The sequence below is a fragment of the Actinomycetospora sp. 2LY8.5 genome, assembly GCF_057180585.1.
In genome coordinates, this window is sequence record NZ_JBXUHE010000047.1 from 17,060 (window position 1) to 42,555 (window position 25,496).

The following is a 25,496-nucleotide window of genomic DNA, read 5'->3' on the forward strand; positions in this document are numbered from 1 at the left end:
GTTAGAGGGCGTTGCGCATGCGGACCAAGCCGAGGCCGACCGGCAGGTTGGCGGCGACGAACCCGGAGTCCTGGGCGAGCTCGAGGCGCACCACGTGGTAGGCGCCGGCCACCGAGGTTTCGAGGGCCTCGGCGTGGTCTTCGACGTTCCAGTCCGAGGGCACGGTCACCGAGGCGACCACGGCGTAGCGGACCATCGCTTCCCCGGCGGCCACCGAGTGCTCCTGGCGATACGACGATCCCTGGTCCTGGGCGTCCTTGGCCGCGGTCCCGAACCCCTTGGCGGCACGGACCTCGGTGACCAGCGTGGAGGTCTGCCGTTCGCGGGTGGCGAGCTTCTGGGCCATCCGTTGGGGCAGGACCTCGTAGTGGATCGCCAGGCTGCGGCGTTCGCCCGGAGCGCGGACCGCGAGCAGCGGGGCCAGCGAGCCGAACTTGACCCCGGCGCGCGGGGGGATGATCGCGAAGCTGACGGTGGTGTAGCCGTCGTGGATGTAGCTGCGGGCGGCCGGGCCGGGGGCACGGGTCGGGCCGGCGGCGGCCCGGGGCAGGCCGGGGTCGCCGGTCTCGAGGCGGCGGTGGGTCAGCAGCCCGGCCGCGGCCGGGTTGAACCCGGTGCGGATCGACTCGGCGAGACCGGCGCTGGTCATCCACTCCGGGGCGTCGCAGCCCATCTGCTGCAGCGGCTCGGTCAGCGCGTGCAGGGCCCGGTGCAGGGTGAACGCCCGGCCGGCGGCGCCGCCGCCGGCGGCGTTGGCCGCGCGGCGCAGCGCGTCGTCGGTGGCCGACACGGTCAGGAACGCTTCCTGGCGCACGGCCACGGTGGCCATCGAGCGCAGGTCGTTGGCCACCGCGACCGCAAGCTCGGGGGCGTCGTCGACCTGGTGGCGTTCGCGCCACAGGGCGTGCGCGGTGCCGTCATCGGGCACCGACCGCACCACCAGGCTGGCTCGGTCGATGCGGTCGGTGTCGGCCAGGCCTTTGAGCGCGCGACCCAAACCGGCGGCCAGGCCGCGGCACTCGATCGCCGAGGCCAGCCCCACCCCGCGCGCGGAGAGCCTCGCCGTGGCACCCCAGCGGCCCTCGGCGGTGTCGTGCAGGATGCAGACCCGCCCGTGGCCAGGCATCTGCGGCCCGTCGATGAGATCGAGCCGGGACAGCAGGCCAGGCAGGTCGGGCTCGTCGGGGTCGACCGGCAGCCCCGCCGCGGCGCGAGACTGCCACGACGACCAGCCCGCCAGCCGGCCCGCGCCGAACAGGACGGTGTCCACCAGCCACCGAGCGGCCGGGCGGCCGCGGATCGGGACCACGGTCAGCGCCACCACCAGCGCGGCGGCCGGCAGCAGCGCCAGCGCGGTGCCCGGGCGGTTGGAGCCGAACAGCAACACCAGCGGGAAGAACGCCCCGACGCAGATCAGCGCCTGCGGTATCGTCAGCCCCATGATCCAGCCGTTGCGCTCCGGACGCCCCGGCGCATAGGTCGCTGTGTGGGACTCGGTCATCGGATCACCCCTGCCATGCCCTCGTCGCCCTGGTCATCCCCACCGTCACCCCAACCGTCGTCGCCCTCGTCGCGGTAGTGCCGTTCGGGATCGAAACTCTCGTCGCGGTAGCTGTGCACCACCCGCGGCGCGATCGGCGCCCGGGGCGCGGACGCGCCGAGGTGCCCGCCGCTGTAGTCCCCGAGCCCGTGATCACCCACCGACCCGGTAGCGCCGCCCATCGGGGCCGGGGCCATCGGGGTCGCCCCACCGACCCCGGCCGCGCCAGCTCCGACCCCCGAGGCGGTGCCGCCGAGCGCCTGGGCGGCCGCCCCGACCCGCCCGCCTGCGGCCGAGCCGACGCTGCTCGCGGCCGCCGCGGCCTTCGAGGCCACCGACCAGCCCCCACTCGAGCCGCCCGCAGAGCCGGTGGAACCGGTGGCGCCGCCGCTGACCCCGCCCCCGCCACCGGAGGCGGCGGCACCGGCGCCGGCCAGGTCCTCTTCGGTGGTGTCGGCCTGGCCGGTGTCCGGCGCGCTGTCGGTGCCCTGGCCGCCACCCCCACTACCGCCGGCTGCCGCCGCCGAGCGTGCTGCGCCGCTGGCACCAGCCCCGGAGGACCCGGCCGCACCCGAGCTCGCGCCCCCGGCGGCACCGGCTCCGGCGGCGGCACTGGCGCCGCCGGTGGCCACGGCCAACCCCGCGGCCGCGGCTTGTTGCTTCTTCGTGTCATCGCCGGAGCCACCCGACCCGCCACCTGAACTGGAGCCGGGCAGCATGCCGCCGAGCCCGGAACCGCCGGCTCCTTCGCCCGCGCTGCCGGCGAAGCGGCCGCCGGTGGCTCCGGACAGGACCGAGCCGATGTCGGCGTTGGCGGCGCCGCTGACGGTGGACTTGAGCCCGGCGGTGGCCGAGGAGAACGCGCTCATCATGGCCTGGTGGGGCTGGGTGCCGGGCTCGATGAACGCGAAGAGCCGGAACAGCGCGTACGGCGCGAACAGGGCCACGAACATGATCCCGAGCCCGAGCAGCAGGGTGACCACACCACTGCCGTCGGCCGGGGCCAGCCCCTCGGCGGGCGCCCCCGGCGACACCGGCACTGGAGGCTGTGTCGGGGGTGGCGCGTTCGGGCCCGCGGTGCGTCCGGCGGCGGCGACGATGCCGGAGCCGAGCGCGAAGCACAGCGCAAACGCGGGCTTGAGGAAGATCAGCGCCAGCAGCCAGCGCGCGACCCGCCAGAACCACGATTTGGTGGCCAGGTTGGTCAGCCCGGCCGCGGTGATCGGCAGCGTCGCGACCAGGACCAGGATCGACGCGGAACGGAACAGCAGGGTGATGCCGTAGCCGATGGCCAGTGGCACCACCGCGATGATCCCGAGCAGGCCGAGCACGGTGGCCTTGACCGCGTTGTTGTCGTCGACCAGGCCGAGCTGGTCCATCGCTGCGGCGGTGTCGGTGACGTTCGCGCCTTGGGCCAGGATCACCGCGGACAGCCCGTCCGCGGCGCCGAGCAGACCCGCTACCACCGCCACACTCAAGGCCAGCGCGACGCCGTACTGCACCGGTCCGGTCGCGGCCTGGAACATGTGCCGGCGCGGGTTGAGCGCGGCCGCGGCGAGCTGGGCGAAGAACAGGGTGACCGCGATCAGCGCGGCGAGCTGCAGCATCGTGGTCCACAGCTCGTTGGAGATCGCGCCGCCGCCCGGGGTGATGTCCAGGCTGCCCAGCTCCCCGACCAGCCCCATCACCGCGCGCAGCAGCGCGAGGGTGCCGGTCCAGATCTCGCGCATCATGCCGTCGAGCAGCCCCCCGACGGCATCACTGATCAGTCCTCCGCCGGGCATCAGCGAGCACCTCCATCCCGAGCCGGTTGTTGGATCGGTCGGTATCCGGCCTGGACGAACTCGGTGCTGCCCGGCCACACCACCGGCGCCCGCGCGGCCGCGGGGCCGGGGCTGATCCGCCAGTCGGAACCGGTCCAGCGCATCGCCTGGCAGTCACCGGTGCCCGCGCTGATCGAGTTCACCTTCACGACCTGCAGCTCCCCGAGCACGCAGGCCACCACGAACCGGCCCCCGTCGGTCTCGCCCTTGATCAGGGCCCCGGCGAGCTGCCAGCGCGACGCGACCGGGGTCGGGTCCGAGGCGGCGGTCACCGCCTGGGCGTGCAGCGAGCGCACATCGGCCCCCAGCGGCGTCGATGCCGGGTCCGGCGCTCCGGGCAGCGACACCGACCGGTAGGCGGCGTCGAAGCTGCGCGGGTTCGCGTCGCGCAGGCCCACCTCGAGCAGCGCCGCGAGCTGACCGACCGCACCTTCCGGCGTGCCGGGGAACCCCTCGGGCACCACCAGGCCGGCCCGGGTCCCGCCGGGAACGGTCATCGCGGGATGCCCCGCACCGCGCGCGAGGGTGGCGGGTAGTGCAGCCTGGTCGGGGAAGGCCGGCATCGGCCGGGTCGCCAGCTCCGCCTGCCGCGCGAGGTCCCAGCCCCCCGACCCAGCTCCCGGCTGCGGCCCGGCGGCCGGGGGCGCGCCCGCGGCCGCCGCGCCGGCGTCGTCGCCCGAGCCGGGGTTGCTGGGGGCCGTCTGGTGCCCGGCCCACACCAGCCCGGCGATCACCGCGAGCACCACGACCGCGAACACCCCGAACGCGGCTCGCAGCCGCGCTTGGTCGCGCTGTCGGGTCTCCTCGTTCAGCGAGATCACCTTGGACATCGGCTGCTCACCCGCCGGCCATGCTGGTGATGATCTCGGGGCCGATCCCGAACAGCAGCCCGACCGCCAACGAGGAGATGACCATCATCGCCCCGGTAGACCCGGCGCGGCGGTGATCGACCATCCGGCCGGCGGCGAACACGACCAGCCCGGCGAAGAACCCGGCGACCGCGCTGATCAGCGCCAGCCACTTCACCCACGACAGGATTTCCTCGAGACGCTCCGAGCCCGGCGGCGCCGCCGGCGCCGGGTTCGGCACCGCCGCCAGCGGCGCCTGGGTCACGACGTCGGCCACCACGTGCAGCGCGGAGACTGCGCTGATCATCATCACGATCTGGTCCTTCGGTAGGCAGCTTGGTGGGTCGCTGGGTAGGTCCTGGTGTGTCGCTTGGGAGCCCGCCCGGTGGCGGGCATGACGTTGAGGTCGGCCAGCAGCGGCGTCACCGCCCGCTGTAGCCGCGGCGGAAGCGGGCGCGGCCCGACCCCAGCGGTGCGGGTCTCGGCGTCGTTCGGGAGGAACACCGCGTCGGAGGTCAGCGGGCCAAGCGCCCGCGCGGCCACCCCGGGCACGTCGCGGGGCCAGCGCCGCGCGCCGACCACCGCCAGCCCGGCCGGGGACGCGACGCGACCGTGGTCGGTCCAGGGGCGCAGCCGCTCGAGCAGCTGGTTGGCCTGCGCCAGGCCCGGCCGGGTCGGCGCCACGACCAGCACCGGGCGCGGCAGCGGCGAGCCTGCCTCCAGCCACGCGCCGGGCCCGCGCAGCGGCGCCGCGGCCATCGCCCACGGATCCCAGCCGAGATCCACCACGGTGACCTCCGGGGCCGAGGCCTCGTCCTCGGGCAGCCACCACCCGGGGGCGGGCACCATCGACGCCGACATCACCGCGCCCCGGGTGATGGCCATCTGCGCCATCCACCCGTCGCCGCGGCGCGCGAACGCCACCCCGACATCCGGGTGCAGGGTGCGGCTGGCCACGCCCTGGTTGCGGGCCGCCGCGGCCAGACCCGACCGCTGCGGGTCGGCCGCGTCGACCAACAGGGTCCGCACCCCCGCGGCGTCCAAGGCGTCGAACAGGGCCGCCGCGACCACACTGGCCCCGACCCCGTTGGTGGCGCCGAGCACCGGGATCACCAGCCCGGCCCGGCCCCACGGGGCCCGGCCCGGCTCGTGGCGCGGGCCCAGCCGGGCCACCGCCACCGCCCGCTCGGTCGCGTCGGCCACGGCGTCCAACGCGGCGTGCTCCGCCGCTGCGGACACCGGCGCACGCGGGTCCGCCAACGCGCGGGCATGGGCGAGCTCGCCGGCCGCCAGCGATGTCTCCATGTCCGCGTCGCTGATCGGCGGCCAGGCCTCCCGCGCGGTCTCGGTCATCGCCTCGTCCAGCAATGCCGCCGCGCGCCGCGACGGTCCCACCTCCTGACCCGCGCCCGGCACCAGCGGCGTGTCCGGAACCAGAGCCAGCGCCGACCCCGTCCCCGGCGCCGCACCAGACCTCGGTGTCGAGGCCGGACCGACCCCTGGGGCAGCTGCAGCGCCGAAACCCGGCGGCGCCAGGAGCGGGGGTGGCCCGGTCGTCGGCGACGTAGCCGCGGGTTTCGGGCCCGGCGATGAGTCCTGTACGAGGGCCGGGGCTCGTGGCGGTGCGGATGCCGCTGGGGGCCCGGCCGACGGGCCCACAGCCCCGCCGGGCACGACCTGCGTGCAGTCGGGATCTCCATCCGGTCCTGCGGCCGCGGTCGACGGGGACGCCGTCGCGGGCTGGGGAGTGGTCGGCGGGGGTGCGGACGGCGGCGGGGAAACCCGCTGCGTTCGGGTCGCGTCCGAGATACTGGGCCCCCTCTGCGGCGAGCCCGCCGCCGCGGTGCTCTCGCGCCGTTCTAGTGGGCGAGGCGGGCCCGCCCCGAGCCGCGACGCCGATCCGTTGAGGCCGTGCCCATTCGGTGGTGAGTTCGGCGAGCTCGGTGAGCTCGCCGCGGGCGGCCACGCTGGGCCGACGAACCCGGTCGCCGGCCTCGGGCGATGCCCGTTGACCCGCGCCGGCTCGGTGGGACGTCTCGGCTCCCCCATCGACCTCTCGCCCGACCCCCCGTCCGAGGGTTCGTTCGGCTCAACGACGACGGCGACGTCGCGGGAGGTCTCGTCACGGGGAGCCTCGTCGCGGGGGGTCTCGTCGCGGGGAACGTCACCGCGGCTCGAGTCTTCCGTGCCAACCCCACGCACCACCTGCGTGACCTCTGCCTCGACGGCGTCATCCTCGGTCGAGCCGCCGGCGGGTGCCGCTGAGGTCAGGGTCGACGTGCGCAAGGTCGACTCCGCGTCCTCGCCCGAGGACCTCTCGCAGGAATCGTCGGCGGCCGGGTCCGGGCGAGATTTCGGTGTCGAGTCGGCGGGGTCCCAGCGTCTGCCGTCCCACCCGGTGTCGCTGGGCACCGCGAACTGGGGCGGATGCAGTCGTGCAGACGGCTGCCAGCAGGTCGTATGGCTGCCGGTCATGGGGCCCCCGGAGGATCGACGACGTGGCGCGGCCCGAGGAGTCGGCGACGTCACCGCGGTGTCGGTCGCGTCGTCTGAGCCCCTCGGCGGGTAAGACCGGGTCCGGGCCTCGATCGGTCCCGCTACCACTGCCGGCTCCGCAACCGGCGGAACCCGATCGGGAGCGCCGCGCCGAGCAGGGCACTGGCCGCCGACCCGGCCACCTGGCCCACGCCGCTGCCCCCCGGGGCGGGAGCGCCCGCGAGCCCGGAGACGCTCTCGAGACTGTCGCCGATCTTGAGGTCGTTGAGGAACAGCTCGGTCGCGGGGGCGTCACCGCTCTCGGAGCGGTAGAGGCCGGTCTTGAGGTAGTCGAAGTCGTCGATCATCGTGCCCTGCGGCGGGGCGAAGTCGGTCAGGACCTCCCGGCCGTCGCGCCACACCGACACGGTGCCGCCGCCCTGAGCGAACTCGATCTCCATCTGGACCGCGAGGTTCTCCCCCGCGGTGACCGGGCCGAGGTCCTGCACGAGCTCGCCGACGTTGGCCAGCCACAACCTGCCCTGCTGAACCTCCAGCGCCACCGGCGGCGAGGTGTTCGTGCCGCCGTCGTGGAGCTGCCAGATCACCTGGAAGCCCTGAAAGTCGACCGGGAAGTCCTCGGGCAGGAACGCCGAGTAGCCGAAGAAGTGGCGCTCACCGGCACGGATCTGTTGCGCGGCCTCCTCGGGGCGAAGCTCCGAGCGCTTCCCGCCGGCCGGAAGCGCCAGGCGGATCGCCTCATGGCCCGGCACATTCGGGCTCGCCACCGGAGCGGGGTCCTCCCCGTTCTCGACATTGCCCTCGTGGGGCTCCTGGAACCCGGCCAGCCCCTCGGTCAGCGAGAACACCGCATCCGTCGCGCCACCGACCGCGCCACCGACGCCGCCCCCCGCGTCCTGCCCGCCCGCGTCCTGCCCGCCCGCGTCCTGCCCGGCCGCGTCCTGCCCACCGGAGCTGTCTCCGGCCGGATCGCCCTCGGTATCGCCCGGCCCGTCCGATCCCGGACTCGTCGGGGTCGTCGACGGCGCACCCGACGACCCCGACGACCCGCCGGGCGACGCGCCAGACCCCTGCCCCGATGATCCGGCGCCGCCCTCAGCCCCGTACTCATCCTCACCAGCCGACTCGCCGGATGCCCCGCCCCCGGATGGTGTCTCGGTGTCGCTGCCGCTCGGCTCCGGGGCGCCGGACGTGATGCTCGGGGAGCCCGACGACCCGGACGGATTGGCCCCGCTGGTGCGCGCGCTCGACCCGCCCGCGCCGACCTGGCCCCCAGCACCCGATCCCGCCGCGCCCTGCCCGGACCCCCCGGCGGCGCCCGAGGTCGCGGGCGCACCGGAAGTGACCGGAGCACTCGACGACCCCGAACCCCGGCCGCCGGCGCCCTCCGACCCCGCGGACTCGCCGCCGGCACTCCCAGCACCACCGCGCCCGGAGCCACCGCCCGCCGCGCCACCTCCCGCCGAGCCACTCGGAGCGGCGCCGCTGGTGGATGGGGCGCTGGTGGTAGTCGGCAGCGTCCCCGATCCGCTCTGACCCCCCTGCTGGCCGCCCTGCTCGCCCTGTCCCGGCTGCTGGCCCTCGGCAGCGTCGGGGTCGCCGGGAGCGGCGCCGCCTGTGGTGACCGGGACCTCCCCGGCCACCGCGGGCCCGTCCGGCCCCGGGGTGATCGTGATCGGTCCGACCGTCGTGTCCCCCGCGATGATCGGGCCCAACACCGTCGGCTCCTCGCCAGCGCCAGCCCCAGCGCCAGTCCCAGCACGGGTGTCGCTGTCGGCCTGCCCCGCCCCGCCGCCGGTTCCGGTTCCGGTTCCGGTTCCGGTTCCGGAGTCTGTGCCGGTCTGTGGCGGCGTGACCGGGGTCGGTTCGGCCTCGGCAGGCTCATCGTCAGAGGTGCCTGCACCCGTGTTCCCGGTGGTGTTGGACTCGTTGGCATCGTCGGCGCCGTTGGCCGACGAGATCGACACCTCTGAGCCCGTAGCCGCACCGGCTCCCCCACCCGTACCGGTGCCGGTGTCGCTGGAGTTGTCAGGGCTCGCGGCGCTCTGCGCGGTCGACTCGATCGCCAGCGTGGCGGGCTCGGTGGCGTAGTGGCCCACGACGCCGCCCGCGACGGCCATCGCCACGGCCGCGGCGACGGTCGATGCCCACGAGCGCTCCGACCACGACCGCCTCGACCACGCTCGGCCCGACCATGCGGAGCCTCGTGGACGACTGCGGGGCCCGCGCTGGCCGCGGGTGTGACGCAGCTCGGCACCGATGTCCAGCAGCCGGTCCCAGCCGGACTCGACGCGGCGGCGTACCTCGAACAACCAGTTGTCCATCACACGACCTCCAGGCCAGAGCGGGAAGGACCACGACGACGGCCCCGGCCGGCCGGTCGTGGTGAAGCAGCAGCGGCGCCGCTCGCCGGCGCCGGGTCCGCACTGCGGACGGGTGTGCAGCTGAACCACCGGTTCGACTCCGAGGTCCCGTCGACCCCGGGCGTCAGAGGGCGGCACTCCCACCTCGTCCCGGGCGGTTGGGTGGGCAGCAGCGCGGACAGACGCCCCGCCGCCGGCGGCAACGACCCCGAGGTGGTCGGCGACGCGGGGCGCGACGTGGCCCCGCCCGAAGGCTCGGCGCCGGTTCTCGGCAGCTCATCGGGCCGGGGCGCGGGCCCGCGGGTGGCCGTCGTGGCGGTCGTGGTGGGCGGCTCCACGGGCGTCGTGCTGCTCGCCGTGCCGTCCCGCTCGCCCCGCTCAGAGTCCGGGGTGGCGGTCACTGTTCCGGTGGGCAGTGCGCCGTCCGGTCCGGTCGGGATGACGATCGCGCCCGCGGGTAGCGACCCGTCCGGCTCGGCCGGGATCACGATCGGCCCGATCGTTCGCGGTCCCCCCGGCTGATCCGTCGGCACCGACGTAGGGGGCACCGACGTAGGGGGTACCGAAGTGGGGGGCGCGGACGTGGGGGCCACCGACCTCGTTGTGGTCGGGGCCGTTGTGGTCGGGGCCGTTGTGGTCGTGGCCGTCTCGGGCGTGAGGGTCTCGGTGGGGGCCTGCGAGTCCTGGGGTGGTTCCGGTCTGATCGGGATCAGCCGGGTCGGGTCCCCTGACGGGTCATCCGCGTCGTCTGCACTGTCCGGGGTCTCTGAGCGTGGCGGCGCCGAGCGAGGCCCGGGGTACTCCTCACCTGCTTCGCCACCGACCGTGTCGTCAGCTGTGTTGTCCGCCGTGTCGTCCGTTGTGTCTTCGGCGTTGTCATCGTCGCCGGCGGCATCGGAGTCTCCGCGCGCGTCGTCGGAGGGCAGCGGCGGCCCGTCGGGCAGGGACGGTTCGTCGGCGTCGGTGATCGGCGGCTGGACCGGCACTGCAGGGCTCGGAATCCCCGGTGTGATCGACGGTTCGGGAGCGGTGCGGGGCGGGAGTTCCTGGGCAGGTGTCGGGTCGGGTGTAGGGGTCGGCTCGAGGTCTCGGGAAGGGGCTGGGCGTGTCGGGCTCGTCAATCCACTGCGTCCGGGGTCGGCGATCACGTCGGGGCCACCCGCGTTGGCCAGTGCGGCGATACCGGCGGCTCCGAACACCGCGACCGCCAGCGCGGCCGCCATCACCGCGCGTCCCGCAGCCGGGCCTGGGGCCCGCCTGCCGCCGGCCGGTCGGCGGCGCTCCGGGCCCGGGTCTCCCCAGCCGAGCCGGTCGAGCGGCGTGGCGCCCGCCGCACCACCTTGGCCGGACTCTCGGTCGTCATCGGGCTCGCCGCGGTCGTCGACCGGCGGTAGCGGCATCGTGGTCTCGGTCGCGCACTCGCCGTACTCGCCGTACTCGCCGTACTCGCCGTACTCGCCGTACTCGCCTGTCTCGCGGGGGGCGCGGCTGGCCGGCCGCGAGTCCCACCGGTCCCCGCCGGAGTCAGCACCCCACCGGGTCATGATGGTCCTCCGGGCGCGCCGTCGCCGGTCGCATTCCGGGCCTGGCCATAGGGCCCCGCCGATGTGATTGCCACCGTGATCGCTCCCTGGACATGGACTTCCCTGCGCCTACACAGACCGGGTGTGAGACCGCATCGGTCCCGGCGTGGGGGAGTTCTTCGTCGGGCAGCGCGCCGAGGCTCGCTGCTGGGGTGCTCGGCGGCCCCCGGCCTCAGGGGCCGGGTGATGCTCAGGCATCGGTGGTCGGCGGCGTCTCGCCGCGGCGGTGAAGGATCACCTGAGGGCGCAGCAGGCGGGCGACCTGGGCGCGGACTGTCGGCCGCCGCCGCACCCGTTCCAAGATCGCGTTGGTGTCGTCGATCTCTTCGATCAGTCGCGCACACAGCTCGTCGTCGCCCGCGAGCTGGTCGTCGTCGTGTTCGCCCTCGGTGGTCATCACCGCTCCTCCCCGATCGTCGGCCGAATACGTCCTCGGCCTCATAGACCGGCGCGGGCACCGTGTCGGTCCCTGGCGGCGGCTCTCGGTGGGGACAGGAGCTGGGCTTCACTCGGGTGGGGCCTGCTCGAGCTGGTCGTCGACCGCGGCGAACAACGCCATCGCCTCGGGGCCCAACCGGGCCGCCGCGATGCGCTCGTCACCGAGCACGCGCAGGCTGGTGACGGCCTGGACCACCCCGAGCCCGGACGATTCGTCCAGGTCAGCGAGCCAAGGGCCGCCGGACGATCCCTCGGTCATGTCACACGGGATCGTGTAGTCGCCGCCGAGCCCAGGCTCGACTTCGGGCTGGTCGGCTGAGCAGCGCAGGACCTCGTCGCCGGTGAATCGCCCGGCGGCGGGATAGCCGACTGCTGACAGCGGGCCGGATGGTTGTTCCGGGGCCTCGCCGATGCCCTGGGCGCCGAGCACGTCCCCGGCACGCTGCCCGTCGCGCTGCGCCAGGCGCAGGAACGCGACATCGTGCACGGGGTCCCCGTCGGTCTGCCAGCGTGGGTCGACCGCGATCTGCTCGACTTCCCATACCCCGAACGGGCGCTGCTGGCCGTCGGCGCCGGGCACGAACTGGGTGGACTCGACCCAGCCGCGCTGCCCTGGCGGAGCGATCGTCGCCCCCGCCACCTGCGGCGGGGTGTAGACACAGTGCGCCGCGGTCACCACCACCGACCTGGACCGGGAGGCGACCAGCGTGGCGCTGCACAACCGCTGGCGCCCGCCGCCGTCGCGGGCGAGCAGCTGGCCCACCGTTGAGCCCACCGCCTGCCCGTTGATCGGTTCGGCGGTCGCCACGTCGGCCAGCGGCACCTTGGGAACCGGGGAGGGTCCTGCCGCCAGCCACACGCCGGACACCAGGGGTTTCGCGGGCGCGGTCGCCGGGTCGGTGGGCCGCGCCGGCGAGAGCGCAGCACCCATGGTCACCAGCGTGACCAGCACAGCGGCGACGGCCACCGCTCGAACAACCGCCCGAACAACGGCCGGAGCTGTGCTGGTCCGGCGGGTAGTCGACCCCATGCCAGGACAGACCGCGCGCCCATCCCGGATGGTCCCTCCACCTCCACACACGCATGTGACGTGGACCACGAACCGGGGCGGTGTCGTCGCCGGTCTGTCCTGGCATGGGAACCAAGCTCGGACGGTGGGGATGGCTGGCCGTCATCGACGTCGCGATCCTCGCGCCGGTCGCCGTGGCCCCCGTGGCGGCCGCGACCCAGGACGACGGGCTACTTGACAACCTGTCGGCCTACAGCGGGTTGCTCGCGGCATCGCTGATGGTCGTAACCATCGTGCTGCTCTCCCGGGTCAAGGCTCTGCTGCGCGCGTTGGGGATCGAAACCGGCAAGGCCCTCCACATCCGCCTGGGCGCCGCGACCGCGGCCATGAGCGCGGCGCACGTGATCCTCGCGGTGGCCAGCAGCCCCCACGGCTTGGCCGCGCTCAACCCCCTGGCGGCCGGGCCCGCGGTGCAAACCGGGATCGGCGCCGCGCTGCTCGTGGCGCTGATCAGCCTGCGAGTCCGGCCGCGGTCCGGGGACCGCGACTACGCCCGCCGCGCCCGTTGGCACGCCGCCGGCGGGATCGCGATGTTCGCGCTCGTGGCCGGGCACGTGCTGCTGCTCGGGCGGCTGGTCTCCGACCCGCTCAACGCCGCCGTGCTCGGCGCGCTCGCCCTCATGACGCTGGCCGTGCTCGCGGGCCGCTGGCTGGTACGCCCGCTGATCGACCGCGGCGCGCACGTCGTGCAGGCCGTGCGCGTGGAGAACCCGCGCGTGGTCACCCTGGTGCTCGCGCCGCTGCACCTGCGCCGACCGCTCTCGCTCGAGCCCGGCCAGTTCGTGTGGCTACGACACCGACGCCACCCAGCAGCCACCGCTGAGCACCCGTTCACCATCGCCCACGCCGCCCGCAACGGCCGTATCGAGATCACCATCCGCACCTGCGGACCCTTCACCCACCGGCTCGCCGAGCTCGAGCCCGGCGAGCGCATCTGGGTCGACGGTCCCTACGGCAGCTTCGTGCCCAACCTGCACCCCGGCGACCCGGCCTCGGCCGACGGGCTGGTGTTCATCGCCGGCGGCGTCGGCATCACCCCGATCGCCGCGTCGCTGCGCGCGCTGGCCGAAGCCCAGGACCCACGCCCACATCACCTGCTGCTGGCCGAACGCGACGGCGAGGAACTGTTCGGTCTCGAGCTCGACCGCTTCCTCGCCCGCCGCCTCGACCTGACCGTGCGCCGCACCGGGGGCGCCGCGATCGACCCACAACTGCTCGCGCGGACCCTGCCGCCCGACAGCGGTCACCGGGCCTACTACGTCTCCGGCGGCGGTCGCCTCGTCGCCGCCGCCGTCGACGCGCTCGGCGCGCGCGGCGTCCCCCGCGCCCGCATCAGCACCGAACGGTTCTAGCCGTTGGCGCGACCTACCGCCACAGCTTGGCGGGGGCTCCGGGCACACCGCCTGGAGACGGCTGCGCGCTTGGCAAGTCGCCGGCGTCTGGGACCGGCTGCACCGACGCGTGCTCGACGAGCTCTCCGACGCCGACGTACTGGACTGGTCCCGCACGAGCATCGACGCGGTGTCGGTGCGGGCGAAAAGGGGGGCGAGCTGACCGGCCCGAACCCGGTAGATCGGGGCAAGCCCGGCTCCAAGTACCACCTGCTGGTCGATCACCACGGCTTGCCGCTGCACGTGCTGCCCTCAGCGGCCAACACCCACGACAGCAAGCTGTTCGAGCCGCTGCTCGACACTGCCCCCGCCGTGCGCGGACCTCGCCACCGACCTGGCCGACCCCGGTGCCGTCCCACCAAGCTGCACGCCGACAAGGGATATGACTACCCCCGCTGCCGGCGCTACTTGCATCGGCGCGGGATCAAGGTCCGCATCGCTCGCCGCGGCATCTAAGACAAGGCCAAGCTCGGACGCCACCGTTGGGTCGTCGAGCGCACCGTGTCCTGGCTGCTGCGCTTCAAGCGCCTCGGTCTGCGCTACGACCGCGCCGAAGCCACCCTGCGTCCGCTGCTGCTGCTCGCTGTCTCGATCATCAATCTCCGTCGCCTCGTGAGGCACGCTGAGGAGCGGCCTCCGCCGAAGTCTGCGTCGGGCTAGCCACTCCTCCAGCCGGTCGACCGATCCGGCGATCGGGCAGGAGCTGCGACCTTCGCTGCCGTGCCCCGCCGATCGCTCCTGCTGGTTCTCCCGGTCCTGCTGCTCCTACTGACCATGCCGTCTGCTGCGGCAACTTCCCCGCCCGTGGCCGACGTTGCGGCTCAGGTCGATGAGGAGGCCGCCCGCAGCGGCCTGCCGGGCTTCGCAGTGACGGTGACCCGCGGCGCCTCCCTGCTCTACGCTGGCGGCCGCGGCGTCGATCACGCCGGCGCACCGATGACCGCTACGACCCCGTTGAGCCTTGCGTCGCTGAGCAAGTCCTTCACCGCTGTCGCCGCCTTGCGCCTCGCCGCCCGGGGCGAGATCGCCCTCGACCGCCCCGTCGCCGCCCAGCTGCCGGAGTTCGGAGTGGCGGACCCGCGCGGAGCGCTCATCACGCCGCGCCACCTGCTCACCCAGACCTCCGGTCTTACCGATGTGACTGCTCACGCCGAGGCCATCGACAACGCGTGGGATCCGGCCGCCGCGGTCGGGCGTCTGCACAGCGCGACCCTCGCGACCGATCCGGGTGCCCGGTTCGCCTACACCAACGGCAACTACGAGGTCGTCGCGCGCCTGCTGGAGGTGGCGGGCGGTGCCCCGTTCGCTGAGATCTTGCGGCGGGAGGTCCTCGTGCCCCTGGGCATGGTCGGCACCCACGTGGGGGCCCGTACCGACGCCCAGCCCGGGGCGGTGTCTGTGCTTGGGGTGTGGGTGCCCCGTACCTGGCCGGCCTCGCTGCTGTCCTCGGGAGGCGCAGCGGGGGTCGTGTCCACCGCTCGCGACATGAGCCGCTGGCTCGCCTTCCAGAACGGCGACGGAGCCCCACTGCTATCCGCGGCCGACCTCGCCGCCACGCACGTCCCCGCCGACCCCAGACGGACCTACGCCATGGGCTGGATCGTCGACGACGCCACCGCTGACCACCCGATGCTCGGCCACACCGGCAGCATGCTGTCCCGCAGCTCGGCACAGATCGTCGACCCCCGCACCGGCATCGGTGTCGCGGTGGCCACCGAGAGCGCGTCGATGTCGGACGACACCTACGAGATGGCCCGGCGGCTCTACGCCGCGGCCGCCGGCGCGCCCGTCGATCCGCCATCGCCCACACGTCGGTTCGTCGACGGAGTCCTGGCCGGAGCCTCCTTGCTCGCGGTGGTGCTCGGCGCGCTCGGTGTCGCCCGAGCACGTCGATGGTCCGAACGGCGGGCCTCGTCGCGCCGGTGGATCGTTGTGCTGCGCCTCCTCCCTTCCACCGCCGCCCTCGCGGTGGCGGTGAGCCTGCCCTGGATCGCCGGCGTGCTGTTCGGCCGCACGCTGACCTGGGCGGTGATGTCCACCTTCCTGGCGTCGGTCACGACCCTCGTCGTCGTAGCGGGTGCCGCAGGGGCGGTGACGCTGACCGCCCGTGTCGCTGCGCTGCGCAGCGCCGCTCGGCTAGGTTCGGACTCGTGAGGGCGCCTCGTATGGCCGAGCACGCCGTGCTGGTCCTCGCGGGACTGGTCGCCGGGCTGGGCCTCGACGGCGGCCTGCAACCGTGGTCGGGTCCGCTGTACGTCGTGCTCGTTCCCGCCGCGGCGGCCATCGGCCGTTTCCGCCCGATCCGCGGCGCTGGGTGGGCGCTGCTGCCCGGCGGTGTGCTTGTCGTCGTGCTCGCCGCTCTCGATGTGTGGGAGGCGGTGTCCGCGGTCGTGGTCGCGGGGTTGACGGTGGCTTTGCCGTGGTCGTTGGCCCGGGCGCGGCGCCAGCAGGTCGAGCTGCTCGCGACCGAGCAGGCGCGCAACGAGGCTCTGATCGCCGAGCGGACCGCTGTTGCCGAACAGGCACGCCTGGCCGAGCGCTCACGGCTCGCCGCCGACATCCACCACACCCTCGGACACGAGCTCGCCCTGCTCGGAGTGCGCGCCGGCGCCCTCGAGCTCAGCGGCTACTCGTCCTCCCAACGCGACGCCGCGGCCGACCTCCGCGCCTCCGCCGCAGCCGCCACCGACCACCTGCGCCGCGCCCTCGACCTGCTCGAGCCCGCTCGCACCCCCACCCCCGTAGACGAAGTAGTCGAGCGGGCCCGACGCGCTGGCTTGGAGGTCGAGCTCGAGCGTGTCAACCCCGACACCGGGGACGCCGACGACGTGTCGGAGCCGTTGGCCCGCCTCGCCGAACACGTCGCCCGGGAAGGCATCGCCAACGCCGCCCGCCACGCCGAGGGCGCGCCGATCACGGTCTCGTACACCGTCGAGCCGGCCGAGCTCGTCCTGCGCGTCGCGAACGGACCCGGTCGGGCAGGTGAGCCCGGCACCGGGCGCGGACTCGTCCAGCTGCACGAGCAGGCCTGCGCCCTCGGCGCGCAGATGCACGCCGGGCCGGCCGGCGAGGGCTGGACCACCGAGCTCCGGGCCCCGCGTTGATCCGGGTCCTGCTCGCTGACGACGAAGCGCTCATCCGAGCTGGCCTGCGCACCATCCTCGAGAGCGACGACATCACTGTGGTGGCCGAAGCAGCCAGTAGCCGCCAGGCCATCGCCCTCACCGAAGCTCACAGACCCGACGTGGTGCTGCTCGACGTCCGAATGCCCGGCCCCACACCCGGCGGGGACGGCCTCGACGCGATCGACGAGCTCCGCCGCCACCAGCCCGGTATCGCCGTGACCGTGCTCACCACGTTCGACGAGGACGACTACGTCGCCCGTGCCGTGCGCGCCGGGGCGGACGGCTTCCTGCTCAAGGCTGCCGACCCACGGGAGTTGCTCGCGGCGATCCGTGCCACCGCCGAGGGGGAGGGCTACCTCTCCCCACGGATCACCGCACGCGTCCTGCGCCGGCTGCAAGACCGGCCCGACGACGACAGTGACGGTCAACGCGCCAAGGCCCGTCAGCTCGTCGCCACCCTCACCGACCGGGAGCGCGACGTTCTGGCCCTACTCGCCCAAGGCCTGTCCAACCACGAGATCGGCCGCGAACTGTTCGTCTCGGAAGGCACCGTGAAGGCCCACCTGAGCGCACTGCTGTCCCGGCTCGGGGTGGACAACCGGGTCCGCGCTGCCGTCATCTGGACCGCCGCGAGCCAGCAATGAACACCGGGAGTCACAGAAACAGAGCCGCAGCGACACCTTGGAGGTTTTGAGACCAGGTCTAAACCGGCCGGATGTGGCGATACAGTCTTCGGTGGCCTGGCACGGAGTCGAGACTGCACATATAGCGGATCGCCAAGCTCGTGCTCTCGTCGTCGCCCTTCGCCGGGAGCGGCCGGCCCCGCTGTGGTGTCTGCGCCGACCTCTCCGTGAGCAGAGGAAGCCATCCGGTTCTGCGGTAAAACCCACGAGCCCTGTCGTCATCTTCGGCTACGAGTAGCGTCGCCGCGCGATAGGACCGCAAGACGTCCCGGCTTTCGAGGAGTTCTTGCTGGAGCGCTGTCCCGACGCCGCGTCGCCAATGACATGGCGAAACATACATCGCGCACAACTCCCCGACGTGCGCGTTAGAGCTCGGTCTTAGCGATAGTAACCCTACAAGATGGCACTGGGAGGTCTCTGCCACGAGAATTGTACGCGAAGAGTCCCTCTCGGCGGCCTCGACCGCTTCGTGCCAGGGCTCTCGATTTGCTGCAACAAGAAGGTCGCAGGGCTCCGCGCAGTCTCCTTGAGTCGTTGGCTTCGCGGCCAACGAGGCTAAGATGTGCAACTCAGCCAGGCCGTGCACGTCCAGTCTCGTTGCTCGCCTGATGCGCCAGTTGACGTCCTCGCCCATATCGGCTCGCCGCCATCACCATCGAAGAATCGATCCTTGGTCGCCACAGAGTTCGCCGGCGGCCTGAATAATGTCGATGTGATGGTTCGTCTGTCTCTCGTTAGGGTCTTTTGTTTCGGGCAGCTCCGCGCCGAGCCCGATATGTACACCGAGGTGTCGCTCGTACCAACGCGAGGGCCGGAACGTCCCACCGCTAGCAAGTTCGGCTATGGCAGGTGATTGACCGACACCAAGCTCTCCGATCGCGCGAAGACCAGGCACACGCTCGAGACAAACTGATAAGTCGTCGACTAGTTTTTGGTTGGAACCGGTAACCTCGGCGATCCGACCGCCCGCGAACTCAATCGAGAGTTCTGGGGGCGTAATTCGGCCGTACTTCGCGCCGAACGGAATTGTCCCGATGATCCAGCCGTCAACCTCAAGTCGCCCGTCTACGCTCAGCGGCTCACACGCTACTTCGCCGATCGGAAGCTGATAGTCGGTCGTAACATTCACGCCGTCGTATACGGTCCAGCCTTCCTGAGGGCAAATGAGGTCGAGCCGCCGGCGACTACCGTCGACCGGCGAATAGCTGAGCTGTCTGCTTGCGCGCAGACGTTCAGCGGTGGCCGCACACCGAGCGGCGAGACTAGACGGCGGCTCAGAGAACAGGCTGGCGAAGTTCTCGTCGTGGACGTCATTCATCAGGCGTACTCGCCCGGGGGGCCAGTCCATGAACTTGTGGAGCGCCCGCTGGTAGGGCGGATACAAGCCCTCGGACTCACCTGCGACGAGCTGGAAACAGAGGAACCCGGTGGCAGCGTCCGCCAGCTCCTCCTTAGCAACTCGTGCGACGACCTCGGGCTCGGTCTCCCCCAGAACGAGGTCGTGAACAATCGTGAGTCGCCGCAGCAGCGCGCTGCGGACTAACGAATGTGCTGACTCTGTCCACAGTATCCAGTGGTCCACGCCGTCCGGAAGAAACTCCAGGAAGTTGTCGAGCGCGGCACCGATAGATGCTCCAGGTGCCGCGCCCGCCGTCGATCTACCCATTGGCTACACCCAGATCACGGGGTTTCCGGGCGGATTCCACGAAAGCCGCTCGGCGCGGTCGTGGTCGGGCGACTCAAGGGTCTCGTCTACCAGGTAGGGGGTAAGGTCAAGGTCGGGCTGCTCGGCCTGGGGCGCGTCTGTCTCAGTGGTGGCTGACATCGTGCCGATCCTTCCTTCAGGAGTTGAAGTGCGGGCGTGGCATACATCGCAAATCGTAGCGCAAGGTAATAGAACTCAAAAGCCTTACGGACGGTGTCACGGGGGTTCTGGCGTGTGGTTGCTTGAATGGCCCGACTTCCGTAGTGAGCAAGCCAGCTTGTACTTTGTGTCATGTCTCCGCGTCTGACGGAGTGACGTTTGGCTGATCGACTTTTTCGGGCGGTACCTCGAGGTTCGCTCGGGCGAGATCATTTGGTCCGCTGTATAGCATTCGACTTGATAACAACTTTGTCACGCGCCGAGCTACGATGGACGTGCTGCGCTGGAGTCGATATTGCTGTGTGAAGGCTACGGCTCCAAGCTGAGCCAAGCAGTCCCGGAAGATCCAAGCCGAACTGTGTCGCTGTGTGAGCGCCTGCCACGAGCCCGGCGGCGGGGCTGGTCGTCGGATACGCGCAAACGGCTCTCAGCGTTCGGGGGTGTGTTGGATGCTGGACCTCGGCCGGCGGCGAGATGCGTGGGCTCGGGTGCTCTGGGTTGGAACCGGGGTCGCTCGGCTGGCCGACCCGAAAACGGGCCGCGCCTCAAGGTGGGGAGGTTGGGATGCCGGAACCGACATCAGCCGGTGCGGCGGGGATCAATGAGGAGCCAGGGCCCGTGGAGCTGGTCATCGAAGCCGACGACGTCCGGATGCGCTACGGCTCCGAGGATGTTCTACAGGGGCTCGACCTGAAGGTGGAATGCGGCGAGGTTGTGGCGCTGCTGGGACCGAACGGTGCGGGCAAGACCACAGCGATCGAGATTCTCGAGGGACTTCGCCGTCGATCGGCTGGCTCGGTACGCGTCCTTGGCGTCGACCCAGACAAGGCTACCGAGGCGTGGCGAGCCCGTGTCGGGATTGTCTTGCAGTCATGGCGGGACCACGCTCGATGGCGGGTCCGTGACCTTCTCGGACACCTGGGCCGCTTCTACGTCGCCTACCGCACCTTCGGCCGCGATCGTCCGTACGACGCTGACGAGCTCTTGGCCCGCGTCGGGCTGACCGCGCAGGCAACTACGAAGGTGGGGAACCTCTCTGGCGGTCAGCGACGACGATTGGACGTCGCCATTGGGTTGGTTGGCCGCCCCGAGCTCCTGTTTCTCGACGAACCCACGACCGGCTTCGACCCTCAGGCGCGTGAGGAGTTCCACGATCTCGTCATCAGACTCTCGACTCAAGACGACACGACGGTCCTGCTCACCAGCCATGACCTGGACGAGGCCGAGAAACTCGCCAACCGGATTGTGATCCTGGCTGGCGGCCGCGTCCTAACCTCCGGAACACCTGCAGAGCTCTCCGCGCGCCTCTCCGGCGAGGCCGAGATACGGTTCACCATCAACGGAAACCCGCACCGTCGGCGAACTGCCGACGCCACCGGGTTCGTTCACGCGCTGTTGAGCCACTATGGAGACTCGGTCGACGACCTGGAGGTGCGCCGCCCTCGCCTGCAGGACGTCTACTTGGCTCTCGTACGCGAGTTCGAGGCCGATGGTCGCGCGAGGACCCCCGAAGCCTTGGCTGCGGAGTGGTCATGACGCCGATACTCAATGCTGTCCTCGCGGGGGTGGAGCGCGGGTGGATCGAGGTCCGCCAGAACTGGCCACAGGTCCTCAACTGGACGTTTCTTCCCGTGATCGTCCTGACCATTATGTATCTCCTACGCGACAGTCAGGTCCCGGGGGCTGACTTTTCCCTCGGGAGCCAGGCAGTCCCCGGGTTGCTCGTTGTGAGTCTCGTCCTGACTGCCGTGGTGGGCCTTGCCGTAGCGCTCGTGGTCGAGCGCGAGGACGGGACACTCCTGCGCGCGAAGACACTCCCACACGGGATCGTGGGGTACTTGGTTGGGAAGGTTCTTGGGCAGGCCATGATGGCCCTAGCAAGTGTGACGGTGGTACTGGCCCCAGCGGCATTGCTGTTCAGGGGCTTGCGCCTCAATGAGCCGACAGCCTGGCTTTCCCTAATGGTCGTCGTTATCGTTGGACTCTTCGCGACATTGCCGTTCGGCGCGATTATAGGTTCGCTGTTTCGCAGCGTTCACAGCATTCAGGTCGCGATGATCCTCGTGATGGTTCTTGTCGGCATCTCGGGTCTAGTCTACCCCCTTACCGCCCTGCCGCCATGGTTGCAGTGGGTCGGGCAGATGTTTCCGCTGTACTGGCTTGGCCTTGGAACGCGAAGCGCGCTATTACCGGACCCCCTCGCCGCAGTCGAGGTCTCCGGTTCGTGGCGCCCGTTGCCGACTATTGCTGTCCTGGCGGCCTGGATAGTTCTCGGTTCGCTTCTGGCTCCCTTGGTCCTACGTCGAATGGCTCGGCGCGTGTCTGGAAACACGACCCGCGGCGCGTGATGTAGGGGCGGCCGGAGGGATAGCATGCCGATAACCGAAGAAATGCAGCTCCCGCAAGGCATGCTGACCCCGGGAGCTACGTAGATCAGGGAGGCTCGCGACGACGTTAGTCATGAGCACGAACCTGAAGAATCGGGGCGAAATAGTCTTTAGGAACTGGTTCTGCAACCATCTGTCCGGCAGCCTCAACCCACGCGTGTGCTCCAAATGGCCTGGACCGTACACCGACAACCCAATCAGGCCAGCTAGACTTCAACCTACACAGCAATGCTGTCGCGATGGACCGCTCTAAGCAGCCCCGTCCCGCGCACCGCATGCTCACTGCGACTACGGCGGAGCGCGCGGCTTCGGCCTCTGTATAGCTGGCTGGACGAGCGCCGCGACAAGCCGAGGCAAGGACGCGGCGGATGCGCCGCGGTGGAAGCTTGGCCAGACCCCGTGCGGCCGCGACTGCGGCCAGGGCGCCCAACCGATCACGAGTGCTGAGTTCGGTCGTCGTCGATGAAAGTGCGACTGGAATACTCATCTGCGCGCGAGCCCCGCTTCCAGTAGCGCGTCCATGAACGCTTCGACGTCCTGGCGAACCTCGGCAGGGGTCCGTGTCCGGCTGTCGAGGGAAATCGCCTGCACAGCGTCATCGAACGATCCGTCATCGAGGAGTACGCGAACGACACGTGCTCCAGTGGCGTTGAGCTGCCAGTACTTGCCCGACATCCCGTCGAGCAGCACCGTGTCTCCAGAAGGAGAGGACGTGATGAGAACGTCCGGGTGAAGGTGCATTGCCTCATAACTCACGGTGCCACCACGTCTCTGTTGTCAACATGAGCCGACAAGGCACTCCGAACCCAGAGCTCAGCGGCGACGGTAGCCTCAATCGGTATCAGTTTGCGCACGTCGGCGTGGGGACCACGCAGCACTTTAAGCAGCTTCCTCGGTTCGATCAGCCCAATCTCCGCAAGACGGCCGTCGGAGACGATGGCCTCGATCGCTTCAATGTTCCTTTCGAGGCCCCGGAACATGTCGACACTGAAGTCTCCCTTGGTGGTCCGCCTGAGAATGTCGACCGGGACAATGCCGTCGGCGGCTCGCGCTAGAAGTGGCTTGAACGTGAACGGTGACATTCGATCATGAGAGCGGACCGATAGAGCCGCGGTGATGACGTCGTGGTCGAGGTATGGAAGGGCGACGGTTATACCCTCGCCAGCCATCACACGGGTGACCTGCGAGGCAATGGCGCCGCCACCTCGCAGGTACTGCAGGGTCTCGCTTTGACTCCGGTTAGGCGAGAGGGGCGCGACTTGCGCGCACTCCGCAATACGCGACCGCACGATTCGGAAGGCATCGTCGGACGCCCACGCAGGTAGGCGAATCGGCGGCCCCCAGCCCAACTGTGGCTCGTTCCTGGCGAGCAGCGACGCGTCGAGTTCGCGGCTCGCATCCAACAGCCACCGGCCAAAATCTCGGTGATCCGCAAGCTGTCGCGCCACGGAGGTAAGGGGCCAGCGCGACAGAGCTCGGTGAGCCCGGACACGATGCAGGGCAACCAACGGGTTGCTGCGGGCGAGTCCGTACAAATAGGAAGGAAGGGTCATGAAGAGCTCGTCGCCGCCGTGTCCTGCGAGATGGAGCTGCGAGCCGAGTCGGGAAAGAACGCGGGCGGTGTATGCGATGCGGGCTTGCGCCCTGACCCAGCGGTATGGTTCGTCGGGGTCCACCCGCAGGGTTGTGAGGTCGTCAAACCACGCGGGCATCTCTTCCTGGCTGAGCTGTTCGTGACCCCACGCGCTGAGTGACGTTACCGCGGATTGAGCGAAGATAGCGTCATCGTTTGCTGCGTCTGATTCCGCCCAGTGGACCGTGGTTAGCCGCGGTTGGGAAGCGCCTCGGCTGGTATCGATGAGCCGTCTGTCGGCGAGAAAGGTCAGCGTCGTTGAATCAAGGCCGCCGGACATGTCGGCTGTAATGTGCCCAGCTCCGCGTATGTGTCGGGACACGGCACTCGTCAACGCATCAGCCAGTTTTCGAGCGCCGGTCTCCAGCGGACTTATGGCCTCAGGGGGTTCCCACCACTGCCGACCGCTCGTCGACCTTTCCGGCCCGCTGATAAGAGCTGAGCCAGGTGGTAACCGCTCGATACCTGCCCATAGTGGCCGCTCATCGAGTGGGTACGTGATGGTCGGAGACAAGAGCCGGAGAGCGACACTGTTGCGATCAATAGACGATTGCTGAAGAGCGGCAAGAAGGCTCGGACGGTCCGAGTAGAGCGTTTGGCCCTTCACGAGCGCATGAAAAGCCACGTGTGTGGCGCTGATACTGCCTTGCGCGCGAATTGAACGGTCCGAGCGTGCAATTAGGAAATACTGACCGGGAAAGAGTTCCGCGAATGAGTCCAAGGCCTCCAAGGTTCGAAAACGCTCAAGGGGCCTGGCGAAGAGGGGCTCGCATACGCCGAGCGCGAGGATGTCGAAGTCGTTGGAAGCGACGTGCTGGCCGCTTCCGGTCGGCCACGAGCCCACGACCCACGGCCGACCGGAAGGATGGAGAACCCGCTCGGTGACATGAGCTAGAGAGGCGACCTGATGCTCAAGTGCGTCGCCCACGTCGTGATCAGGAAAAGCCACGAACCAAGGTGTCTCAAGCACGGCCAGCCCTTCCAGGCTCTCTTAGCGGGGCCAAACTGACGGACGTCAGCTTGTGTAGTAGCCAGCGCCGTCTGGGACCGGGTAGGTCGTCGGGCCGAGGGTGATCTCGGAGAATTCCCCGAGCTCGACCAACTGCGGCGGTTCGTACGACATTGCCTGTTCCTCGGTGTTCATCCGTTCCTCCTCACTTAGGTCACGGGCGCCGAGAGAGGATCTCCTCGGCATCACGACCGTCGCACGCCGGATGAATGGCCTCAACGGGTACGGGCAACCCGGTGGGCATGCAACCTGGTTAGTAGAATGACCGTCTTCTGCCTACTACTGTCTGTGACGTCTAGGCGTAAGGTCCCCGGCATGTGGGGAGGTGGGCTTGGGACTGAGAGTCTCTTGGGTCACCCATAGTGATGCGCAGGTATGGCACAAGATCATCTCGTGCGGGCAGCTCGGAGTCGAGCGCTGCTCTTTTCGGAGGTCATGGCTCATCTCCAAGAAGGCAGCCATAGTTGAGCATTCCATAGCTCGGCGGTGATGGGGTTGCCGATCAGGATGGGCCAGAGCCAGGCGAAGTTGGCTACGACGACACCGGTGTAGACGGCGACGACGAGCGTTCCGGTCTGGCGTCGTTCGAGTCCGCTTCGGGAGCGCCCCAGAATCTCTCCGAGAGCGAGTACGATTGCCAGAATAAGGAAGGGGACGGTCGGGGTCATGTAGAAGAAGTACATTTGCCGGTCGATATTGGCGAACCACGGAAGAAACCCTGCCCCGTAGGCGGCCAGGACAGTGCCGTAGCGCCAGTCGCGGCGGGTCACAGCGCGCCACAGGGCCCACCCGAGCGCGGGCAGCGAGATCCACCATAGTGCGGGGGTGCCGACCAGCATGATCGCTGACACGCAGTCGGTACTGCCGCACCCAGGCGCTTGAGGGCCCGACTCGTAGTAGTAGAGCATGGGCCGAAGCCCCATCGGCCACGTCCACGGCTTGGACTCCCAAGGATGGGGCGCTCCGCGCGGGGTGTCGAGGGTGGCGTGGAACTCGAGGACCTTGGTGCTGTAGTAGATCAATCCGCGTAGCCAGTCCGGGAGCCATCCGAACGGGCCGCCGGGCGCGAGCTGCTGGCCGACCGCGTGGCGGTCGGTGCCGGTCTCGGAGGCGATCCACGGGAGCCTGTCAATCTGTCTGTGTAAGTTGATCTGTCGGTGGTCAGGTGAGGTAGGGGCCGATGCGGTCGGGGTAGGCCAGCGCGAGGGCGCCGAGGGCTGGTTTCCAGCCTTGGACGACGCCGC

At 70.6% G+C, this 25,496-nt stretch carries 24 protein-coding genes and 1 pseudogene; 10 read left to right on the forward strand and 15 right to left on the reverse strand.

The genetic code is table 11. The features are described from left to right. Nucleotide 1: 1 nt before the first annotated feature. From AC2A1K_RS30910 to AC2A1K_RS30935, 6 genes are all read right to left on the reverse strand, one after another. Nucleotides 2-1,501, reverse strand: coding sequence for an SCO6880 family protein (locus AC2A1K_RS30910; protein ID WP_483900188.1), 1,500 nt, complete (start codon nucleotides 1,499-1,501; stop codon nucleotides 2-4). Next, nucleotides 1,498-3,324, reverse strand: coding sequence for a TrbL/VirB6 family protein (locus AC2A1K_RS30915; protein WP_483900189.1), 1,827 nt, complete (start codon nucleotides 3,322-3,324; stop codon nucleotides 1,498-1,500). Before AC2A1K_RS30915 ends, AC2A1K_RS30910 begins: the two co-directional genes overlap by 4 nt. Continuing rightward, complete coding sequence (locus tag AC2A1K_RS30920; RefSeq protein ID WP_483900190.1) at nucleotides 3,324-4,193, reverse strand: hypothetical protein; 870 nt, start codon at nucleotides 4,191-4,193, stop codon at nucleotides 3,324-3,326. The genes AC2A1K_RS30915 and AC2A1K_RS30920 overlap by 1 nt, the downstream gene beginning before the upstream one ends. Nucleotides 4,194-4,200: 7 nt before the next feature. After that, complete coding sequence (locus tag AC2A1K_RS30925; protein ID WP_483900191.1) at nucleotides 4,201-4,521, reverse strand: hypothetical protein; 321 nt, start codon at nucleotides 4,519-4,521, stop codon at nucleotides 4,201-4,203. After that, the gene (locus tag AC2A1K_RS30930) at nucleotides 4,521-5,564 is read right to left on the reverse strand and encodes a hypothetical protein (protein ID WP_483900192.1); all 1,044 of its coding nucleotides are present in this window, start codon (nucleotides 5,562-5,564) and stop codon (nucleotides 4,521-4,523) included. Before AC2A1K_RS30930 ends, AC2A1K_RS30925 begins: the two co-directional genes overlap by 1 nt. Nucleotides 5,565-6,808: 1,244 nt before the next feature. After that, complete coding sequence (locus AC2A1K_RS30935; RefSeq protein ID WP_483900193.1) at nucleotides 6,809-7,555, reverse strand: heparin lyase I family protein; 747 nt, start codon at nucleotides 7,553-7,555, stop codon at nucleotides 6,809-6,811. Between the two features lie 310 nt (nucleotides 7,556-7,865). Between AC2A1K_RS30935 and AC2A1K_RS30940 the strand changes: the two genes are divergently transcribed. The 3 genes from AC2A1K_RS30940 (at nucleotide 7,866) to AC2A1K_RS30950 (ending at nucleotide 9,592) form a co-directional block, all read left to right on the forward strand. Next, nucleotides 7,866-8,243 carry a hypothetical protein gene (locus AC2A1K_RS30940; RefSeq protein WP_483900194.1) on the forward strand — a complete coding sequence of 126 codons (378 nt, stop codon included), beginning with the start codon at nucleotides 7,866-7,868 and terminating at the stop codon, nucleotides 8,241-8,243. Nucleotides 8,244-8,612: 369 nt separating this feature from the next. Then, the gene (locus AC2A1K_RS30945) at nucleotides 8,613-8,798 is read left to right on the forward strand and encodes a hypothetical protein (RefSeq protein ID WP_483900195.1); all 186 of its coding nucleotides are present in this window, start codon (nucleotides 8,613-8,615) and stop codon (nucleotides 8,796-8,798) included. Between the two features lie 347 nt (nucleotides 8,799-9,145). Beyond that, nucleotides 9,146-9,592, forward strand: a complete 447-nt coding sequence (locus AC2A1K_RS30950) for a hypothetical protein (RefSeq protein WP_483900196.1) — start codon at nucleotides 9,146-9,148, stop codon at nucleotides 9,590-9,592. 1,251 nt (nucleotides 9,593-10,843) lie between these two features. Here the strand turns inward: AC2A1K_RS30950 and AC2A1K_RS30955 are convergent. Both AC2A1K_RS30955 and AC2A1K_RS30960 read right to left on the reverse strand, forming a co-directional pair. Next, nucleotides 10,844-11,050, reverse strand: coding sequence for a hypothetical protein (locus AC2A1K_RS30955; protein WP_483900197.1), 207 nt, complete (start codon nucleotides 11,048-11,050; stop codon nucleotides 10,844-10,846). 108 nt (nucleotides 11,051-11,158) lie between these two features. Beyond that, entirely contained in the window at nucleotides 11,159-12,058 is a 900-nt protein-coding gene (locus AC2A1K_RS30960; protein WP_483900198.1) for a trypsin-like serine peptidase, read from the reverse strand. Nucleotides 12,059-12,225: 167 nt separating this feature from the next. Between AC2A1K_RS30960 and AC2A1K_RS30965 the strand changes: the two genes are divergently transcribed. From AC2A1K_RS30965 to AC2A1K_RS30985, 5 genes and pseudogenes are all read left to right on the forward strand, one after another. Then, nucleotides 12,226-13,512, forward strand: coding sequence for an FAD-binding oxidoreductase (locus AC2A1K_RS30965; RefSeq protein WP_483900199.1), 1,287 nt, complete (start codon nucleotides 12,226-12,228; stop codon nucleotides 13,510-13,512). A gap of 4 nt (nucleotides 13,513-13,516) precedes the next feature. Beyond that, nucleotides 13,517-14,211: pseudogene (locus tag AC2A1K_RS30970) on the forward strand (IS5 family transposase); the annotation flags it as partial. Nucleotides 14,212-14,271: 60 nt separating this feature from the next. Continuing rightward, nucleotides 14,272-15,705: a serine hydrolase domain-containing protein gene (locus tag AC2A1K_RS30975; RefSeq protein WP_483900200.1), complete on the forward strand. Its 1,434-nt coding sequence runs from the start codon at nucleotides 14,272-14,274 to the stop codon at nucleotides 15,703-15,705. Beyond that, a complete protein-coding gene (locus AC2A1K_RS30980; RefSeq protein ID WP_483900201.1) occupies nucleotides 15,702-16,655 on the forward strand; it encodes a sensor histidine kinase in 954 nt (317 codons plus the stop codon). Before AC2A1K_RS30975 ends, AC2A1K_RS30980 begins: the two co-directional genes overlap by 4 nt. After that, nucleotides 16,652-17,320 carry a response regulator gene (locus AC2A1K_RS30985; protein ID WP_483900202.1) on the forward strand — a complete coding sequence of 223 codons (669 nt, stop codon included), beginning with the start codon at nucleotides 16,652-16,654 and terminating at the stop codon, nucleotides 17,318-17,320. The genes AC2A1K_RS30980 and AC2A1K_RS30985 overlap by 4 nt, the downstream gene beginning before the upstream one ends. Nucleotides 17,321-17,378: 58 nt before the next feature. On the opposite strand, the gene AC2A1K_RS30990 is transcribed toward AC2A1K_RS30985, so the two are convergent. Beyond that, complete coding sequence (locus AC2A1K_RS30990) at nucleotides 17,379-17,993, reverse strand: GNAT family N-acetyltransferase (RefSeq protein ID WP_483900203.1); 615 nt, start codon at nucleotides 17,991-17,993, stop codon at nucleotides 17,379-17,381. A 15-nt stretch (nucleotides 17,994-18,008) separates the two neighbouring features. Further along, complete coding sequence (locus tag AC2A1K_RS30995) at nucleotides 18,009-19,025, reverse strand: hypothetical protein (protein WP_483900204.1); 1,017 nt, start codon at nucleotides 19,023-19,025, stop codon at nucleotides 18,009-18,011. A gap of 849 nt (nucleotides 19,026-19,874) precedes the next feature. Between AC2A1K_RS30995 and AC2A1K_RS31000 the strand changes: the two genes are divergently transcribed. Together AC2A1K_RS31000 and AC2A1K_RS31005 are read left to right on the forward strand one after the other, a co-directional pair. Then, nucleotides 19,875-20,759, forward strand: a complete 885-nt coding sequence (locus tag AC2A1K_RS31000) for an ABC transporter ATP-binding protein (protein ID WP_483900211.1) — start codon at nucleotides 19,875-19,877, stop codon at nucleotides 20,757-20,759. Continuing rightward, nucleotides 20,756-21,571, forward strand: coding sequence for an ABC transporter permease (locus AC2A1K_RS31005; protein ID WP_483900205.1), 816 nt, complete (start codon nucleotides 20,756-20,758; stop codon nucleotides 21,569-21,571). Before AC2A1K_RS31000 ends, AC2A1K_RS31005 begins: the two co-directional genes overlap by 4 nt. A gap of 106 nt (nucleotides 21,572-21,677) precedes the next feature. Here AC2A1K_RS31005 and AC2A1K_RS31010 read toward each other — a convergent pair whose 3' ends face one another. From AC2A1K_RS31010 to AC2A1K_RS31030, 5 genes are all read right to left on the reverse strand, one after another. Further along, nucleotides 21,678-22,097, reverse strand: coding sequence for a lasso peptide biosynthesis B2 protein (locus tag AC2A1K_RS31010; protein ID WP_483900206.1), 420 nt, complete (start codon nucleotides 22,095-22,097; stop codon nucleotides 21,678-21,680). After that, nucleotides 22,094-22,351, reverse strand: coding sequence for a lasso peptide biosynthesis PqqD family chaperone (locus AC2A1K_RS31015; protein WP_483900212.1), 258 nt, complete (start codon nucleotides 22,349-22,351; stop codon nucleotides 22,094-22,096). Before AC2A1K_RS31015 ends, AC2A1K_RS31010 begins: the two co-directional genes overlap by 4 nt. 11 nt (nucleotides 22,352-22,362) lie before the next feature. After that, nucleotides 22,363-24,213, reverse strand: coding sequence for an asparagine synthase-related protein (locus AC2A1K_RS31020; RefSeq protein ID WP_483900207.1), 1,851 nt, complete (start codon nucleotides 24,211-24,213; stop codon nucleotides 22,363-22,365). A 45-nt stretch (nucleotides 24,214-24,258) separates the two neighbouring features. Beyond that, nucleotides 24,259-24,387, reverse strand: coding sequence for a lasso RiPP family leader peptide-containing protein (locus tag AC2A1K_RS31025; protein ID WP_483900208.1), 129 nt, complete (start codon nucleotides 24,385-24,387; stop codon nucleotides 24,259-24,261). 305 nt (nucleotides 24,388-24,692) lie between these two features. Continuing rightward, on the reverse strand, nucleotides 24,693-25,496 hold an 804-nt coding region (locus AC2A1K_RS31030; protein WP_483900209.1), incomplete at its 5' end, for a dolichyl-phosphate-mannose--protein mannosyltransferase.